This is a genomic window from Vibrio sp. T20 (assembly GCF_007858795.1).
Taxonomy (GTDB): domain Bacteria; phylum Pseudomonadota; class Gammaproteobacteria; order Enterobacterales; family Vibrionaceae; genus Vibrio; species Vibrio satsumensis.
The window spans coordinates 69,363-86,481 of the sequence record NZ_VFEB01000176.1; the positions used below are offsets into that span (position 1 = coordinate 69,363).

At 43.9% G+C, this 17,119-nt stretch carries 17 protein-coding genes; 1 reads left to right on the forward strand and 16 read right to left on the reverse strand.

Features of this window, described 5'->3' with window-relative positions:
- Positions 1-214: 214 nt before the first annotated feature.
- A complete protein-coding gene (locus FTW16_RS19200; protein WP_146492167.1) occupies positions 215-2,668 on the reverse strand; it encodes a hybrid sensor histidine kinase/response regulator in 2,454 nt (817 codons plus the stop codon).
- Between the two features lie 171 nt (positions 2,669-2,839).
- On the opposite strand from FTW16_RS19200, the gene FTW16_RS19205 reads away from it, so the two are divergent.
- Positions 2,840-3,409, forward strand: a complete 570-nt coding sequence (locus FTW16_RS19205) for a UPF0149 family protein (protein ID WP_017062064.1) — start codon at positions 2,840-2,842, stop codon at positions 3,407-3,409.
- A gap of 76 nt (positions 3,410-3,485) precedes the next feature.
- Here FTW16_RS19205 and FTW16_RS19210 read toward each other — a convergent pair whose 3' ends face one another.
- The 15 genes from FTW16_RS19210 to ruvA all read right to left on the reverse strand — a co-directional run bounded on the left by FTW16_RS19210 (position 3,486) and on the right by ruvA (position 17,065).
- Positions 3,486-4,517, reverse strand: coding sequence for a potassium channel protein (locus FTW16_RS19210; RefSeq protein WP_048659644.1), 1,032 nt, complete (start codon positions 4,515-4,517; stop codon positions 3,486-3,488).
- A gap of 175 nt (positions 4,518-4,692) precedes the next feature.
- Positions 4,693-5,754, reverse strand: coding sequence for a quinolinate synthase NadA (nadA, locus tag FTW16_RS19215; protein WP_017062067.1), 1,062 nt, complete (start codon positions 5,752-5,754; stop codon positions 4,693-4,695).
- Positions 5,755-5,964: 210 nt separating this feature from the next.
- Entirely contained in the window at positions 5,965-6,747 is a 783-nt protein-coding gene (gene ybgF, locus FTW16_RS19220; protein ID WP_146492168.1) for a tol-pal system protein YbgF, read from the reverse strand.
- A 33-nt stretch (positions 6,748-6,780) separates the two neighbouring features.
- On the reverse strand, positions 6,781-7,323 hold the full coding sequence (pal, locus tag FTW16_RS19225) for a peptidoglycan-associated lipoprotein Pal (protein ID WP_017062069.1): 543 nt from the start codon (positions 7,321-7,323) through the stop codon (positions 6,781-6,783).
- Between the two features lie 111 nt (positions 7,324-7,434).
- Positions 7,435-8,787 (reverse strand): Tol-Pal system beta propeller repeat protein TolB, encoded by a 1,353-nt coding sequence (gene tolB / locus FTW16_RS19230; RefSeq protein WP_146492169.1) that lies wholly within the window; start codon positions 8,785-8,787, stop codon positions 7,435-7,437.
- A 12-nt stretch (positions 8,788-8,799) separates the two neighbouring features.
- Positions 8,800-9,867, reverse strand: a complete 1,068-nt coding sequence (gene tolA / locus FTW16_RS19235; RefSeq protein ID WP_146492170.1) for a cell envelope integrity protein TolA — start codon at positions 9,865-9,867, stop codon at positions 8,800-8,802.
- Positions 9,868-9,880: 13 nt separating this feature from the next.
- Positions 9,881-10,324 carry a protein TolR gene (gene tolR / locus FTW16_RS19240; RefSeq protein ID WP_017062072.1) on the reverse strand — a complete coding sequence of 148 codons (444 nt, stop codon included), beginning with the start codon at positions 10,322-10,324 and terminating at the stop codon, positions 9,881-9,883.
- A 3-nt stretch (positions 10,325-10,327) separates the two neighbouring features.
- Positions 10,328-11,011 carry a protein TolQ gene (gene tolQ / locus FTW16_RS19245; RefSeq protein ID WP_010437896.1) on the reverse strand — a complete coding sequence of 228 codons (684 nt, stop codon included), beginning with the start codon at positions 11,009-11,011 and terminating at the stop codon, positions 10,328-10,330.
- Complete coding sequence (ybgC, locus tag FTW16_RS19250; protein ID WP_017104273.1) at positions 11,001-11,438, reverse strand: tol-pal system-associated acyl-CoA thioesterase; 438 nt, start codon at positions 11,436-11,438, stop codon at positions 11,001-11,003. Before ybgC ends, tolQ begins: the two co-directional genes overlap by 11 nt.
- A gap of 172 nt (positions 11,439-11,610) precedes the next feature.
- Positions 11,611-11,913, reverse strand: a complete 303-nt coding sequence (gene ybgE / locus FTW16_RS19255; RefSeq protein ID WP_060982372.1) for a cyd operon protein YbgE — start codon at positions 11,911-11,913, stop codon at positions 11,611-11,613.
- Positions 11,906-12,013 carry a cytochrome bd-I oxidase subunit CydX gene (gene cydX / locus FTW16_RS19260; protein ID WP_000270284.1) on the reverse strand — a complete coding sequence of 36 codons (108 nt, stop codon included), beginning with the start codon at positions 12,011-12,013 and terminating at the stop codon, positions 11,906-11,908. Before cydX ends, ybgE begins: the two co-directional genes overlap by 8 nt.
- A 31-nt stretch (positions 12,014-12,044) precedes the next feature.
- On the reverse strand, positions 12,045-13,181 hold the full coding sequence (gene cydB / locus FTW16_RS19265; protein ID WP_146492171.1) for a cytochrome d ubiquinol oxidase subunit II: 1,137 nt from the start codon (positions 13,179-13,181) through the stop codon (positions 12,045-12,047).
- Positions 13,182-13,195: 14 nt separating this feature from the next.
- Complete coding sequence (gene cydA, locus FTW16_RS19270; protein WP_017630634.1) at positions 13,196-14,782, reverse strand: cytochrome ubiquinol oxidase subunit I; 1,587 nt, start codon at positions 14,780-14,782, stop codon at positions 13,196-13,198.
- A gap of 551 nt (positions 14,783-15,333) precedes the next feature.
- Entirely contained in the window at positions 15,334-16,350 is a 1,017-nt protein-coding gene (ruvB, locus tag FTW16_RS19275) for a Holliday junction branch migration DNA helicase RuvB (RefSeq protein ID WP_017062078.1), read from the reverse strand.
- A 103-nt stretch (positions 16,351-16,453) separates the two neighbouring features.
- Positions 16,454-17,065 carry a Holliday junction branch migration protein RuvA gene (gene ruvA / locus FTW16_RS19280; RefSeq protein WP_017062079.1) on the reverse strand — a complete coding sequence of 204 codons (612 nt, stop codon included), beginning with the start codon at positions 17,063-17,065 and terminating at the stop codon, positions 16,454-16,456.
- Between the last annotated feature and the right edge of the window lie 54 nt (positions 17,066-17,119).

Consider the following 17,119-nt stretch of genomic DNA (forward strand, 5'->3'; position numbering starts at 1 on the left):
AGTGAATTAGCAACATATAAACAAGGTGCATTTACACCCTACCAGATAATGTCGCTATTAAATCACAAGATTAGCAGTCATACATTCCAAATTAAAAATCAAGTTGTAAATTAACAACCAAAAACCTCTTCAAAAGCAGTAGCTTCCACCAAAAAATCAAACCAAGGTCAAATATTGGACGATTCGTCATTTACTTACCGTAATTAAACAACATTTAAGCCATCGGTAGATTTACAGTAATGATATTAATGACATCTTGTGTAGGTGGTGCTCCTAAAGAAACCTGCTCTAACGCTTTATCGACTTGATAAGTAAGTTCAGCGTTGTTCATAGGTTCAACGTGGACACGTAGACTCTCTAGTGCAAATTGAATCAGTTCTAGGTTGTTGTCTTCTAGCGCCACATACAGCGTCACTAATAGCTCTTCAGTGTTATCTTTGTTGCGAAGATCAGGTTTAGGCAATGACTCGCTTGTACTTTTTGAATCGTGTTGCTTTACGTCTTGGCTTTCGAGCTCATCCGCTTTTACATCATGGTATTGGTAAAGCTTATTTGAATAGCGGAACAAGGCATCATCCAGTTCACGCTCATCAATCGGCTTAGCGATAATATAATCCACACCCGCCCCCAGCATACGCTCGCGAGTCTCTTTAAAGACATCAGCCGTACAACCAAACACCAATACCGATGACACATCACCTATCAAAGCACGAATAGCAGTGGTTGATTCAACACCATCCATCACTGGCATATGGTTATCCATGAGTATCAAATCAAAGCGCTCAGCAACCGCGGCTTGTATCGCTAACTCACCATTCTCGACGCTCTTACAAATGAATCCTTTACTACTCATGAAAGTTTCAATGATCACCGTGTTAGTTCGGTTGTCCTCAACAATCAATACTTTTAAGCCGGAGTAGTCCAGTTTCTTGTGTGGCAAGCTCTCTATTTCACCAGGCTGACATGGCTGAATCTTCAAGCGAACATCAAAGCTAGTGCCTATCCCCTCTTCACTGGTAACGGTGATACTGCCATCCATCAGTTGGGCAATTTTCTTCACAATCGCTAAGCCAAGACCAGTACCGCCAAAACGCCTTGTAGTGGAAGACTCCGCTTGCTCAAACGGTTTAAAAATACGCTTTTGAGCTTCTTTAGAGATACCAATTCCTGTATCACGAACTCGAATACTAAGATAGGTGTCACTCCCGTCTACGACTTCTTTAAGGTACACCTCAACAAAGCCTCTGGAGGTAAACTTCACTGCGTTGTTCAATAAATTAAACAAAATTTGGCGAAGGCGGGCTTTATCTGAGAAGTACCAACGACCAGAAGGCACCTCAGAGTACACTTTGAATTGAAGCCCTTTCTCGGAAGACAATGTGTAGTAAACACTGTTAATACTGCCGATGATCGAATCAAGCGGGAAACGTGTTTCATCAAGATCCAATCTACCCTGCTCGATCTTCGAGAAGTCTAATATCTCGTTGAGAAGAGTCATCATATGATCGCCGGACTCATACAAACTCTTGAGATGCTTCTCTTGTTCAGAATTTAGAGGTGTTTTTAATAAGATCTGAGCAGTACCCAACACCCCATTCATAGGGGTACGAATTTCATGTGACAGTGTCGCAAGGAAAGCGGTTTTAGCATTGGTAGATGCTTGTGCTTTCACTTTTTCAGCTTCGAGATACACCGTCTTCTCATTGAAGGTTTTAATCAGGTGGCCGATCTCATCATGGCTTGAATAATCAACGTCAATCACTTCACCGGCCTTCGAACTGTTTACTTGAGTGGCAATGTTGGTGATTGGACTGATTAAGTAACGGTTAAGTAAGTAATAACCCGCCATCACACAGAGTAGTAACAAGGGTACAATACCGCCCTCAATACTCATTACCTGACGAAACACCTCGTCCGCTACCCGTGACTTGGAGTTCACCACATCCACTTGCCAACCGAAGTCACCAAATTGATTGCTACTGATGTAGATCCCTTCAACGAGATTGAAGTTATGGGACACCAACACTTGATTGAGTTTATCTCTGAGCATAATACCAAGATTGTACTCTTCGGCGTGGTTCTTGATGAAGCCAAGCAGCTCTTCAAGCGAGAGATCCACCGTCGCAACGCCGGAAAAAACGCCTGCATAGTAGTAAGGGGATGAAGCAGTGATCATCCGTACGTGCGTGTAGGGATCAATATACACGTCGCTCCAAGAGATCGTTCCTTGTTTTTTATTGGCTACAGAGGTGTACCAATACTCTTCTTGATACGGGGTGTTTTTAGGATTGTTGTAAGAAAACAACTGATCAATCTTGCCATCGTCTGCTTTATTGAAAAAATGACTATTAAGGAGCTTTTTAGAATCAAGCGCATAAGGCTCTGGCCAAATACCTGCGCTAACGATCGTATCATCGCTCGCTGCCAGCATTGACTTCAGTAGCAGAGTGACGTCATCACCGTTACGATGCGCTTGTGCAAATCCCACTAAACTATCAACAAAGCCTTGAGAGCTGCTGAGTGGCTCTGTAATCAATGCGGATAATAGTTGCGTACGTAAGTCGAGGTTTTGTTGTAATTTGGCGCGCACAGGGGATTCTACGACGTAATACGTCACACTACCGACAATGGCAATAAACATCGCAAGGTATAATCCAAGCGCTACCATGCTTTTTTTCTTTAAAGACGACCGTATCTGCATAATTCTTTTATTGTTTTCTTTTCTGTTAAACCTAGTGTTTATCATCCATGACATCAAGCCTTTTTAGATTGAAGCTTGATTGGCACAAGTTCATTGGTACTATAAGCGCAAATATGTTCCCTTTTACGGTACCTCACTTTGACTTTACAAGATATTCTTGCGCTTCCAGAGTTGGAAGGAAAGCTAATCACAGAACACAAAACAATGGGTTTTGTCACTGCAATGGCAGCGGCACCGAATGTGTTAACCCCGCATGAGTGGCTACCGTTCTTATGGGGTGGCGAAGAAGTCGCGCCTTTTACGGATGGTGAACAGCTAGAAAGCTACATTGAAGTTATCATCGAGCTTTGGAATAAAACTCGCCCAGAACTGATTGAAGGTACTTGGGTTTGGCCTGAAGCTTGTCAATTAGACGACGAAGAAGTGGTTAACACTGCCGCTCGTGATTTTTGTGAAGGCTTGCTTCAAGGCTGGCAGATTGCTCGTGATGATTGGGAAACGCTAATGCCTGAAGAGAGCGAAGACAACGCGCTTGTTGGTGGCGTATTACTTTCACTGAGTATGCTTTACGATCCAGAAACTTCAATTGCTACGCTTGCAGAGCAAGGCATCGAAGGCCTAGAGCAGTTCGAAGAGATCTTTAACGCTGTTCCTGTCATGCTTTGCGGTCTCACTCAACGTGGTATTGCACTGGCTGAAGCTCAATAACAGTGAGTTTTATACTGCCAAAAAGGCCTCATTATGAGGCCTTTTTTAGTTTTCAGACGAAGTAAAAATAGTGGCTTTAGAAGCCTTTCCAATCGAAGTCATCAATGCGCTCATCAGCAATATAAAACAGCTTAGTGCCACTACTTACCACTTGGTCTAATTCTGGGTTGAGTTCAATACCACTCCCCGTATCAATCGCGATCAGCGTTGCTTGATACTTCTCTTTAAACACAGAGAAAATAGGCGCAACGGTGACAGGCTCGGCGTCTTCAGGGAAATACGTTGAATACTGCGTCATGCCTCTTGTTGAGCTCAATAACTCTTGATGAAGCGCACTTGATCCTGGGTCTACCGCAGCCTTTGCTAACATCTCAGCACCCACCGCTGGAATACATTCTGAGTTAGGGCAATGCTTGTGCAATAAATCGCTCAGCGCTTCGTCTTTAAAGTAAACAAGAAGGTGTGCCTTAGGGTTTCGGTTGGCACAGTAAAGCGCCGCAGATAACGTAATGTCGTCTTCTGGGTTATCAATCAAGATGCAACTTGCAGACTCAATGCCCGTTTTCTCCATCTCTTTGCCATCGGTGTAGCTGTTTACTTTAACGAAATTGATTTCACCGGGTAACGGGTTCTCGATATCTGAACGGGTACATAATACGATTGGTCGCTTACCTGTTTCTTCGTGTTGTAGCATGCGGATGAGATGAATGGTTCTTTGCTCATTCCACCCCAACATCAAAATGTGGTTGTCCACTCTAACTCTCCTTTTTCCTAGCAAGCCCGCTCGCCAATATTCAACACCTTCTGTCGCCACTTTACCCAGTAATGCGGCGAAAAGGCTCAACCCACCGGGAATCACAAATAGAATAACAATCCACTGCCCCGCTACCGTGGTCGGTGATAAATCACCATAACCAACTGTAGAAGCCGTTACCACCAAGTAGTAAGCGAATACGGTGACCGAACTGGTTAAATCTGTTTCACCCGCCAAATACAGCATCAGCCACGATAGAGCGATGTAGCCAAGAAAAGTGAACAGTAAGTTTTTGCCATTCAAAACAAAGATGTTTGCTTTGATCCAGCGTTTGAGTTGTAACCAGATTATCATTCGAGCCTCTAATCCATTTCTCTTAGTTACATGCTAGAAAAAATACGCGATATCAACAAGATGTATCATAAGAAAAAGATACATGACCACAAAATTGATATTAGCGGCCTATACTCAGGCACAAAAAAACCAGCACTATTGGCTGGTTTTTTTGTTGATTAGATAAAAGAACGACTTACGCGTTACCTTTTACCTGCACATTTAACTGCTCTGCGAAATCTAGCATGCGGTTCAAAGGGATAAGAGACTTTACACGTAGCTCGTCAGAAACGAAGATTTCGTGTTGCTCACCACCATTCTCAAGTGCGTTTTCAATCGCTTCAAGGCCGTTCATTGCCATCCAAGGACAGTGTGCACAGCTACGACACGTTGCACCAGCACCCGCTGTCGGCGCTTCAATCAGCTCTTTTTCAGGAACCAATTGCTGCATCTTGAAGAAGATACCTTTGTCTGTCGCCACAATCATCTGTGGATGAGGCAGCTCTTTTGCTTTCTTGATCAGCTGGCTTGTTGAGCCTACAGCATCAGCCAGTTCAACCACGCTTGCTGGTGATTCTGGGTGTACCAAAATAGCCGCTTCTGGGTATACCGATTTCATTTTTTTCAAAGCATCAGCTGAGAACTCATCATGAACGATACACTCACCTTGCCAAAGCAACATGTCAGCGCCGGTTTGATTTGCGATGTAAGAACCTAGGTGACGGTCTGGGCCCCAAATAATAGGTTTGCCTTCAGCGTCTAGGCTTTCAACGATTTCTAAAGCGATGCTCGACGTAACCACCCAGTCTGCACGAGCTTTGACAGCCGCTGAAGTGTTCGCGTATACAACCACGGTGTGGTCAGGGTGAGCATCACAAAATTCTGTGAATTTGTCAGCCGGACAACCAAGATCAAGCGAACATTCAGCTTCGAGTGTTGGCATTAGAATGCGTTTTTCAGGAGTAAGAATCTTTGCAGACTCACCCATGAAACGAACACCAGCGATGATCAAAGTGCTTGCTGAGTGACGGTTACCGAATTTAGCCATTTCTAATGAATCGCCAACGAAACCACCAGTTTCTTCTGCCAGAGCCTGAATTTCAGGATCGGTGTAGTAGTGTGCAATTAGAACTGCATCTTTTTCTTGAAGTAGTTTTTTGATGTTTGCGATGTGGGCCTGTTTCTGAGCATCGCTCAATGGAACTGGCTTAGGCGGAAACGGGTAAACTGTATCGATTTTATCTAGTATATGACTCATTGCTCTTGCTCTACGCAACTTCTTCCGAGAATTAGAGTATTCTACACAGGACAGCGATTGGGATCAAAAAGGATTGGTTGCAAGCGGTGGCTAGCTAATGCTTAAAACGCATAAACAAGGCGACGTGTTGGCACCACAAAGAAGATAAGTAAACATCAAACGGAAGTAATCAGGTATAAAAAAGAGGCGCCTAAGCACCCCTATTTTGTTTTACAAGTGGGTTTTGGCCACTTTAGCCGAAGCACTGTTTGGGTACTCGGTTACGACTTGTTGGTAATATTTCTTAGCTTGCGTCGCGTTGTTGTTGCGCGCAGCTATGTCACCAAGCTTAACCAGTGCATCTGCTCGCTTGTTTGAGTCTTTGTAAGACACAACAGCAGCGAAGCTCTTCACAGCTTCTTTATCTTGCTTCTTAGCGAAATAAAGCTGGCCTAACCAGTAATGTGAGTTAGGTGTGAAGGTTGAATCTGGGAAGTCTTTTTGAAACTTTTGGAATGCTGCGATAGCACCCGTGTAATCTCGTTGCTTTAGAATCATATCTACAGCATTTTGATAAGCGGTTTGCTCATCCACATCAGTACTAAACGTACCAGAAGCGTCTTTAGAGCCTTCGCCCACCGCCACTGCTACCGTTGCTGTTCCTGCTGCTTTCACCTCGCCTCTCACGCGATCCAGTTCAATGAACAATTCACGCTGACGCTCTAGCATTTGCTTCATATCGTAACTATTTCGTTCCAGCTCACCGCGAAGTTCACTGATCTCCAGTGCCATATCGTCGATTTGCTGTTGCATTTGAAGTTGGACGAGGTTGCGATTTTGAAGCAGACGCTCTAAACGCTCAATATCTGATTCGTTAGATGCTGATCGAGAGGAAGATGATGAATTGGTTGCGGTGCTATTGAGATCGGATACTGGAGCTGGTGCAGCGAACGTGGTGTTCGCTGCACTTGCCAGTAACGAAAGCAAAATGACTCGCTTTGTGTTACTGAACATGAGGCAATTCCTCAATTATATAGTCTACTAAAATTAGTAAACTAGTACTGCGCGACGGTTTTTAGCGTACACATCTTCAGATTGACCTAGAAGAAGTGGCTTCTCTTCACCGTAGCTTACGATAGAGATTTGGTCAGCTTGAACACCTAGAGCTTGTAGGTATTTCGCTACAGCTTGTGCACGGCGCTCGCCAAGTGCGATGTTGTACTCAGGAGTACCGCGCTCGTCAGCGTGACCTTCGATAGTAACGTTCATGTCAACGTTTTTAACTAGGTAAGCTGCGTGAGCTGCTAGCATTTCTTCGTAATCGCCAGCGATAGTAGAGTTATCGAATGCGAAGTAGATTGTTTGAGTTTCACGTAGCGCTTGCTCTTTAAGCTCTTGCTCAGACAGTTGACCGTTAGCGTCAATTGGCGTTACAACAGTTGTGTCTACGTTGCCTTCTGAACCTGAAGTTGTTTGGTTGCTTTCTGTACCAGATGTTGCAGATGTTGCTTCATCAGTTGAGCTACATGCCGTTACTGCCATCACTGGTAGTGCAATCATCAAGCCTTTAAGAACTTTGTTAAGTTGCATCTTTTTTTCCTTACGTTATCAAACTTAGTTTCTACAGCGACTAAGTGCTATAGATAGTTAATTGCCACAATAGTTAACACTATCAATAGCTAAAAGAATGTATCAAATTAACTAGAGAAACGGTGACCACGCTGGCGCTCTTACGCGTCCGTTGGTTGCCGGTAATCTAGCTTTAAAACGGCCATCGATAGAAACCATCGATAGTACGTTAGTTTTGTTGTAAATAGAGCTATAGATAACCATACCTCCATTCGGTGCAATACTTGGAGATTCATCTAACAATGTTTTTGTTAGTACCTGAACCGCACCTGTTTCCAAATCTTGCTTAGCCAAGTTAAAACCTGAGTTACTGCGATTCACCATGATCAGGAATCGACCATCAGGGGTGATCTGGCCACCTAAGTTTTGGCTACCTTGCCAAGTAATACGAGATGTCGAATTATTTGACAAATTTACATTATAAATCTGTGGTTTACCACCACGATCCGATGTGAAAATAAGAGACTTGCCATCTGGGTGCCAGAATGGTTCCGTATTATTAGAACGGCCACGGGTAATTTGTGTCAGCTTACGGCTAGCAAGGTCAAGTGTGTAAACCTGAAGGCTACCTGTTTTCGACAATACCAATGCCAATGTTTTACCATCTGGTGAGAATCTTGGCGCACCATTGTGACGAGGGTATGACGTCACTTTCTCACGCTCACCCGTGTAAATATTCATGATGAATATTTCCGCTTGGCCATTTTGGAAACTCACATAAGCAAGTTTCTTACCGTCTGGTGACCATGCTGGTGACATGAGCGGTTGCTTAGAACGAAGAACTAAACGCTCGTTAAAGCCATCGTAGTCAGCAACACGAAGTTGGTACGGGTATTTATCTTTGTCGTTAACGACCACGTAAGAGATACGAGTTAAGAACGCCCCTTTTTCGCCGGTGAGTTCTTCATACACTAAGTCAGAGATGCGGTGTGCATACTCTCGCAAGCGTTTACCAGGCACTGTCGCTTTTTTGTTGAACAACACGTGGTCTTTAGAAAGTACCAATTGGCCTTCATCGCTTAGTGCGCGGCTTTGTCCTTTAGTCAATTGACCACGAACAATGTCGATCAGTTGGTAGTTCACCACATACTGCCCTTCGGCATTTTTAGTGATACTACCTGTTAGCAATGAATCAACGCCTAGGTTAGTCCAAGCATCAAAGTTGACCTCAGATTCGCTATAAGGCGTTTGAGGCATTTTGCTTGTTGCAACCGGGCTGAATTTACCACTGCGTTGTAAGTCAGAAGCGATAACGGCTGATACATCGTGTGGCAATGGTCCCGCGCCTTCCCAACGGAAAGGGACAATAGCGATAGGTCGTGCAGAGTTAATACCGTCTGTAATAACCAACTCCAGTGCCGCATGTGCGAACTGGCTGCTTGTCGCTATTAAGAAAACAAAACTCATTAATAGTTTCTTTAACACAAGTTCGTCCTTTTACTCTGGTGATACAGTTAAGTTAATGTCTTTCAGTGAGTTCACAATGTCTGGGTCTTTAGGCAATGGATAAGATTGCACTTGTGCCACAGCACGTTTGGTTGCTGCACATAGACGGCTATCACCATCTAAGATACTCAAACTACCCAATATCGCGTTAGAGCCGGTTGGAATTAGCTTAAGGTTCACTCGGCACGAACGCCCTCGATAGCTGTCTTCTAACAACAGGTTCTGTTGAATCAGTTGGGTATAGATAGCACCGTAACGTTGAGCTTCATCACTGATAAATTGTTGCCTTGCTGAAGAGTTTTGAGTCGCTTCAGTTTCAAGACCAGCAAAGATATCGTTCAATGCTGCTTCTTGCTGTTTACGCTCTTTCTCTGCTTTTGCTGCAGCTTCTTTTGCCTTACGGGCTTTCTCTGCTGCGGCTGCCGCTTCTTTCTCTTTCGCTATGCGTTGCTTTTCAGCGCGTTCAGCAGCTTCTTTCTCTTTACGAGCTTTGTCTGCTGCCTCTTTCGCAGCTTTCTCTTTTGCCACGCGTTCTTGTTCCGCTTTTGCAATCGCCGCTTCTTTGGCTTTACGCTCGTTCTCGGCTTTCACTAACGCAGCTTCTTTTAGCTTGCGATCAGCTTCGGCTTTAGCGGCTTTCTTTTTCTCTTGCTGTAAACGCGCTTCTTCAACTTTGCGTTGTTTTTCTTTCTCAACTCGGCGCTTTTCCGCTTCTCGAGCCGCTTTAGCTTCCTTAGCTTGCTTTTCTTTCAGCTTACGAATATTTTCTTCTTCAGCTTTACGATTCTTTTCAAGTCGTTCGCTTTCACGTCTTAGTTTGTCTAAACGCTCTTGCTCTTTCTTACTCGCCGCTTCTCTTTGTTGACGAATCTGTTGAGCTTGCTGGCGAACCAACTGAGGATCAATCACCACAGCTTGAACCATCTGCCCTGTAGGCTTTGGCTCTGACATCGTGAAATCCGCTCCCCAAATGAGCGCAACGAATAAAATGACGTGCAGCCCAAGAGAAATAAGAAGCGGTGATCTGAAATTATTGGATTTTTTATTATTCGCTTTCATGAATGCTACGGAGCTATTCCCTTATATCCGTTAAAAGGCCAACCTTTGGCACACCTGCACGGCTTAATTCATCAAGTAATAAAACCACTTCAGCGTATGGCGTTGCGGCATCACCACCTACCGCCACTGGAGAGTTTGGCTTCAAAGACAACTCAGCTTTCACTCGGACGATAATATCTTCCATGGATAAGCCACGTTGTACTTCTTCGTCATTAACACTCAAGCCAAGCTCACCGTCTTTGTTCACTTCAACGATGATGAAACTCGCGTTGTCGTCACCCAATAGATCTTGTGCCGACTTAGCCGTTGAAGCCTGAGGCAACTCAACGTCAACGCCCTGAGTAACAAACGGTGAAGTCACCATAAAAATGATCAACAAAACAAGCATAACGTCGATGTAAGGTACAACGTTAATCTCTGCTGTCATTTTGCGTTTTTTAGGTTGGTATCCAGCCATCTATTATTCCCTGCCAGCCATCGCTTGACGGTGAAGAATACTGTGGAACTCTTCAGAGAAAGTCGCGTAGTTGTGCTCTAGCTTGCCTACTCGGCTACTGAAGCGGTTGTACGCCATTACTGCTGGAATTGCAGCGAATAGACCCATTGCTGTTGCGATCAGTGCTTCTGCAATACCAGGGGCAACCATTGCGAGCGTAGCTTGCTTCACTTCACCTAATGCGATGAATGAGTGCATGATGCCCCAAACCGTACCAAATAGGCCGATGTATGGACTGATAGAGCCAACGGTCGCCAAGAAAGGTAAGTTAGTTTCTAGTTCATCGACTTCACGAGCAACAGCAACGCGCATCGCACGGCCTGTGCCTTCCATAATGAAGTCAGGTGAAGTTGCATTCGATTTACGAAGGCGAGCAAACTCAGTAAAGCCTGCGTAGAAAATTTCTTCAGTACCAGAAAGCTCGTCTTTGCGTTTATTGCTCTCTTGGTACAATTTTGCAAGATCAACGCCTGACCAAAATTTATCTTCAAACACTTCTGTTTGTTTCGAAGCTTGAGATAATACTTTACTTCTTTTGATGATCATCGCCCAAGAAACAACAGACATGCCCATAAGAACTAGCATGACCATTTTAACTAATAAACTAGCTTCTAAAATTAGGCCTAAGATTGAGATTTCAGCAGTCACTATTCGTTAGCTCCGTAAGAATAAATGTTGGCATTGCCTTTGGTTTCATTTTTTGATTGTCGATACATGCTACCTTAACCATTGCTTTACACAATGCTTTGCCATCAGGATTTACGATCTCTTGACAGAAGACCAAGGTAGCTCGCTTCAACTCGTAAATATTTGTAATGACTTGTAAAGAATCATCAAGACGCGCGCCTTGAATAAAATCAATGTCCATATGTCGGACTACAAAACCGATGTTTTGTTCTAACAATACTTGCTGAGAAACGCCAATTGAGCGCAGCATCTCAGTTCGAGCGCGTTCGAAAAACTTAAGATAGTTTGAATGGTATACAACACCACCTGCATCGGTGTCTTCGTAATACACTGTCACTGGCCACGTAAATGGCTTAGATAATCCCTGCAATTTGATACCACAATTCAAAACGATAAAGATCTCACTATAACCTAACTCCTTATCATTAATAGTATATCGCTGTGAATTTTTTGATTTAACAGACGAAAAAAAAGGCCATCTGTATAAGATGACCTCTTTTTGGCTAAAAACCCAACAAGTATAAAGATTCACGTTGTAATGAACCTAAATCCTTTGCCTTTTATAAAAGGCGCAGCACCGTTAGGTAGAGCAAAATTGTGAGTGAAACGTATGGGCTAAACAATAGCTGCCACATCCAAGCTCTTGGCTTAAATCCGATACCGTAAACCATGCTTGAGCATACTGCCCAGATAAACATTGGCCCGATGATCGCGTTAAAGCCACCGATGCTTGTCGCATACGCTTCAGGATCCCACATCACTAAACCCACATGCATAAAACCCAATACTAGGGATAAAGCTCTTAACAAAGTCTTATCCATTGGTTGATGCAGCTTAGCAACTTGCTCTGCGAGATTACTCACTGTCTTTGTCCATCATTTCTGAATGCTCTAGCCATAGAGCATTAATGATGCCGAATGCACATGCTAGAAGTACACCCAAAATCCATGCGAAATACCACATAAAATTTCTCCTAAGTTATTTCACTTCTAGCTTAGTAAGCTGAAACGTCGTTATCTTCGATGTGTTTCTTATCTAGACGACCGAACATTTTGTAGTATGTCCAAGTTGTGTAGCCAAGAATCACAGGAACCATTACCGCCGCAACTGCGGTCATAAGACCAAGCGTTAGCTCACTAGCTGTTGAATCCCACATAGTCAAACTATGGTTAGGGTTCAGGCTAGACGGCATTACAAATGGGAACATTGCAAAACCAGCCGTTAAAATAACACCAGCGTTAGATAGACTTGAGAACAAGAATGCGAAACCACCACGCTCAAAGCGAGATGCAATCACAGCAAGCAGTGGCATTGCTACACCAAGGATCGGCGCCGCCCACATTGCAGGATACGTTTCGAAGTTTGTCATCCAAGCACCCACTTGAAGTGAGACTTCTTTGTTTAGTGGGTTTGAGTCAGCAAACGTATCGATAGTGCTCGTGATTACATAGCCTTCGATAGATTGAACCCAGAAGCCACCAATAACGAACAGAACAATTGCAATTAGACCAGTGATCTGAGCAACGTTACGAGCTCGGCGATGCAGATCTTCTGTTGTCTTCATTTGAAGCCATGTTGCACCTTGCATTACGAACAACATTAGAGCCAACACGCCACATAGTAATGCAAACGGGTTCAACAGAGCGAAGAACGTACCGTGGTACTTTGACATCATTAGACTGTTCAGATCAAATGGCACACCTTGTAATAGGTTACCAAATGCAACACCAAAAATGATTGGGGGTACTGTGCCACTAAAGCAAAGTGCGTAGTCCCAAGTTTTGCGCCATTTTGGGTCTTCAATCTTAGAACGGTAGTCAAGTGCAAGTGGTCGTAACCAAAGCGCAGCTAACGTCGCGTACATTGCGAAGTAGAAGCCAGAAAACGACGTTGCGTAAACCAGCGGCCATGCAGCAAATAATGCACCACCAGCAGTGATCAACCAAACTTGGTTGCCATCCCAGTGAGGGGCAATAGTATTGAGCATAATACGACGTTCAGTGTCGCTCTTACCGATAACAGGAGAAAGAGCGGCAACACCCATATCGAAGCCATCAGTTACGGCGAAACCAACCAGTAAAACACCGATCAATACCCACCAAATGAGTCGTAAGCTTTCGTAATCAAACATTAATATTCCCTCACTTATACTTCAACTGAACGGCTAACTTTGTCTTCAACAGAGTTATCGTTTTGTTCGAAGTGGTAACGGCCTGTCTTCAAGCTACTTGGACCTTTACGTGCGAATTTCAGCATTAGATAAACTTCAGCAATCAAGAACACTGTGTACAATGCCAGGATAGCGAATAGAGAAGTCCAAAGCTGTTCAATAGTTAGTGCTGATGCAGCAACGTTAACCGGTAGGATTTCACCAACCGCCCATGGTTGACGACCAAACTCAGCAACGAACCAACCTGCTTCAATCGCAATCCAAGGCAGTGGGATTGAGAATAGCGCAGCTTTAAGTACCCATGGTTTCTGTTCGATTTTCTGACGACACGTTTGAACAAACGCAGCACCGAATACAAACAGCATGATGAAGCCACAAGCAACCATCAGACGGAATGACCAGAATAGAGGCCAAACTGTTGGGATTGAATCATCCGCAGCCATTTGGATTTGGTCTTCTGTTGCATCAACAACGTCGTCTGTGTAGCGCTTAAGAAGTAGACCGTAACCTAGGTCACCTTTCACTTCATCGAACGCTGCCATGTTTTCTTCAGACTTATCGCCCGCACGTAGTTTCTCAAGTAGTTCGTATGCGTACATACCTGTACGGATGCGATCAACGTGGTCATCACGTAGGTCACGTAGACCCGTTACTTCTTTATCAAGAGAACGCGTTGCAATAATACCCATTACGTAAGGGATCTTAATTGCGTAGTCAGTATCCATTGTTTCTTGGTTAGGAATACCAAAAACAGTAAATGCTGCTGGTGCTTCTTCCGTGTGCCACTCTGCTTCTACCGCAGCTAGCTTCACTTTCTGAACTTCACCAAGCTCGTAACCAGATTCGTCACCTAGTACGATTACTGACAGGATCGCCGCCATACCGAAAGATGCTGCAATCGCGAAAGAACGACGAGCAAAGGCAAGGTCACGACCTTTAAGAATGTAGTATGAGCTGATACCAAGGATGAACATCGCACCCGTTGTGTAACCAGACGCTACTGTGTGTACGAATTTAACTTGCGCTACTGGGTTTAGTACAACTTCAGCGAAGCTCACCATTTCCATACGCATAGTTTCAAAGTTAAATTCCGCACCCACTGGGTTTTGCATCCAGCCGTTTGCTACCAAGATCCAAAGCGCAGAAAAGTTAGAACCAAGTGCTACTAACCAAGTTACCGCTAAGTGCTGACGCTTTGACAGTCTGTCCCAACCGAAGAAGAAAAGGCCAACAAAAGTAGACTCTAGGAAGAATGCAACAAGCGCTTCGATAGCTAGCGGAGCACCAAAGATGTCGCCAACATAGTGAGAATAGTAAGACCAGTTAGTACCAAACTGGAACTCCATGGTTAAGCCTGTCGCTACACCAAGAGCAAAGTTAATACCAAACAATTTACCCCAGAACTTGGTCATGTCCTTGTAAATTTGCTTGCCAGTCATTACATAAACTGACTCCATAATGGCAAGTAGAAATGCCATACCTAGTGTCAGTGGAACAAATAGGAAGTGATACATCGCTGTAAATGCAAATTGCAATCGCGACAGATCAACAACATCAATCATGGTAACTCCTTTGTGTCGGCTGAATGACACTTGTGTGATTATTCACCGCAAAAATCCATGTTAAAACAATTTATATGATTGTTATTACAAATTGAAATTTGTAGCAAAAACGTACCGTTATAGTTAGATTATTGTTAAGCATGAGCTAATATAGCTGGCGCTAATATTACTGGTAAAATCAGTATGTTTCAAAAGATTTATAGGAGAAGCCTGCGTTGATTTGTATCAATTTTATTCACGCAAATTAGAGGTATTTTTGAACAATCATGACTAAAATCACACCAATTTGAGCTCTGTTAATAACAGCGCATGATATCTGTGACAAAAGCTCAGCACTGCCTCAACATACAAATTACAACTACCCATAAAGTATTAACAAAATTTATGACAGCTTATTTCAATTTTTGTTAGCCAAATCAAACCTGAAATCAAAGTTTTCATTTTTGAAAGCTCTATTCGGCATTTTTATCGATTCGCGCAAAGAGTTGTTATTCAGTAAAATGCAAAAAATCCCAGCGCTTATGCAACTGGGATCTTTAAAAATGAATAATTTAACGATTAGACGGCTTATCTATACCGAAGTGTAAATAAGCTCTGTCAGTTGCGATTCGACCTCTTGGTGTTCTTTGTAGATAACCTTGCTGAATCAAGTAAGGCTCTAACACATCTTCAATGGTGTCTCTCTCTTCACCAATCGCAGCAGCCATGTTGTCGATACCAACCGGACCACCGCCAAACTTCTCCATGATCGCAAGCAGAAGTTTTCTGTCCATGTAGTCAAAACCCTTAGCATCGACATCCAACATGTTTAGCGCTTTATCAGCAACCTCTGGGCAAATATGTCCGTCGCCTTTCACTTCCGCATAATCGCGAACACGGCGCAGTAGACGGTTAGCAATACGTGGCGTACCACGAGCTCGGCGAGCAACTTCTAACGCCCCTTCGGACTCCATAGAAAGACCAAGGCAATCAGCACTGCGCTGAACAATGTTTTGTAGGTCTTCAACCTTGTAGTACTCAAGACGCTGAGTAATACCGAAGCGGTCACGTAACGGCGATGTCAGTGAGCCAGCACGAGTGGTTGCGCCAATCAAAGTAAAAGGAGGAAGATCGATCTTGATAGAACGCGCCGCTGGGCCTTCGCCAATCATAATGTCTAATTGGTAGTCTTCCATTGCTGGATACAACACCTCTTCAACCACAGGGCTTAAACGGTGAATCTCATCAATGAAAAGGACATCATTTTCTTCAAGATTGGTCAGCAGCGCCGCTAGGTCACCCGCTTTTTCTAGAACAGGGCCTGAAGTAGTACGAATGTTGACATCCATCTCATTGGCAACAATGTTCGCCAACGTGGTTTTACCCAAACCTGGAGGACCAAATATCAACAGATGATCGAGCGCCTCATTACGCAGTTGTGCCGCTTTGATGAAAATCTCCATCTGGCCACGAACGTGATCCTGGCCTTGATAGTCGGCAAGTGCTTTAGGGCGTATTGCACGATCAATGACATCTTCATCTTTGAATACTGGGTTATCCGGTGCAATAAGGCGATCGGCTTCAATCATAAATTCTGCTATTCCTAACTATACTCTTGTTGACTCTGCGCTTCTTGACTCTGTGTAAAGGCAAAGTGAATGAGTCTATTTTGTCGAACAAGTATATCGGGTATTAAACCATCGATTTCAGAGCTTCGCGAATCAACTGTTCGCTGGTCATGCCATCTTTAGCCACTTGAGAAACCACCTTAGAAGCTTGAGTCGGCTTGTAGCCTAATGCAAGTAGTGCACTTACCGCTTCTTCTTCCGCGTCGTGAACGGTTGGCATAGAATCAATAGGAGCAGCATCCGTCGCTGGAGTAAACAGATCTCCCGCGCCCCACCCTTTCAGTCGGTCTTTCATTTCAACAACCAGACGTTCTGCGGTTTTCTTACCCACACCCGGAAGTTTAACCAGCGTAGAGATATCTTCACGCTCAACACTCTGCACAAACTGGCTCGCAGTCATGCCTGAGAGGATGCCAAGGCCGAGCTTAGGACCAACACCATTTGCTTTGATGACTTCACGAAACAGCGCACGTTCTTTAACTGTGTTGAATCCGTAAAGCAGTTGTGCATCTTCACGAACAACAAAGTGAGTGTAGATAATTGCCTCTTCGCCAACATTTGGTAATTCATAAAAACAGCTCATTGGCATTTGAACTTCATAGCCAACACCACTCACTTCGATTAGTAATTCTGGTGGCTGTTTTTCTATTAATGTACCGCGTAGACGTCCGATCACAATTCACTCTCTTGATGGAATATAATTTGAGGGACAGAATATAAAAGAACTGGA

Coding starts and splice junctions, on each gene's coding strand:
- FTW16_RS19200 (WP_146492167.1), bottom strand. CDS start 2,668: ATGGTAGCGCTTGGATTATACCTTGCGATGTTTATTGCCATTGTCGGT.
- FTW16_RS19210 (WP_048659644.1), bottom strand. CDS start 4,517: ATGATAATCTGGTTACAACTCAAACGCTGGATCAAAGCAAACATCTTT.
- nadA (WP_017062067.1), bottom strand. CDS start 5,754: ATGAGTCATATACTAGATAAAATCGATACAGTTTACCCGTTTCCGCCT.
- ybgF (WP_146492168.1), bottom strand. CDS start 6,747: ATGTTCAGTAACACAAAGCGAGTCATTTTGCTTTCGTTACTGGCAAGT.
- pal (WP_017062069.1), bottom strand. CDS start 7,323: ATGCAACTTAACAAAGTTCTTAAAGGCTTGATGATTGCACTACCAGTG.
- tolA (WP_146492170.1), bottom strand. CDS start 9,867: ATGAAAGCGAATAATAAAAAATCCAATAATTTCAGATCACCGCTTCTT.
- tolR (WP_017062072.1), bottom strand. CDS start 10,324: ATGGCTGGATACCAACCTAAAAAACGCAAAATGACAGCAGAGATTAAC.
- cydX (WP_000270284.1), bottom strand. CDS start 12,013: ATGTGGTATTTCGCATGGATTTTGGGTGTACTTCTAGCATGTGCATTC.
- cydB (WP_146492171.1), bottom strand. CDS start 13,181: ATGTTTGATTACGAAAGCTTACGACTCATTTGGTGGGTATTGATCGGT.
- cydA (WP_017630634.1), bottom strand. CDS start 14,782: ATGATTGATGTTGTTGATCTGTCGCGATTGCAATTTGCATTTACAGCG.
- ruvB (WP_017062078.1), bottom strand. CDS start 16,350: ATGATTGAAGCCGATCGCCTTATTGCACCGGATAACCCAGTATTCAAA.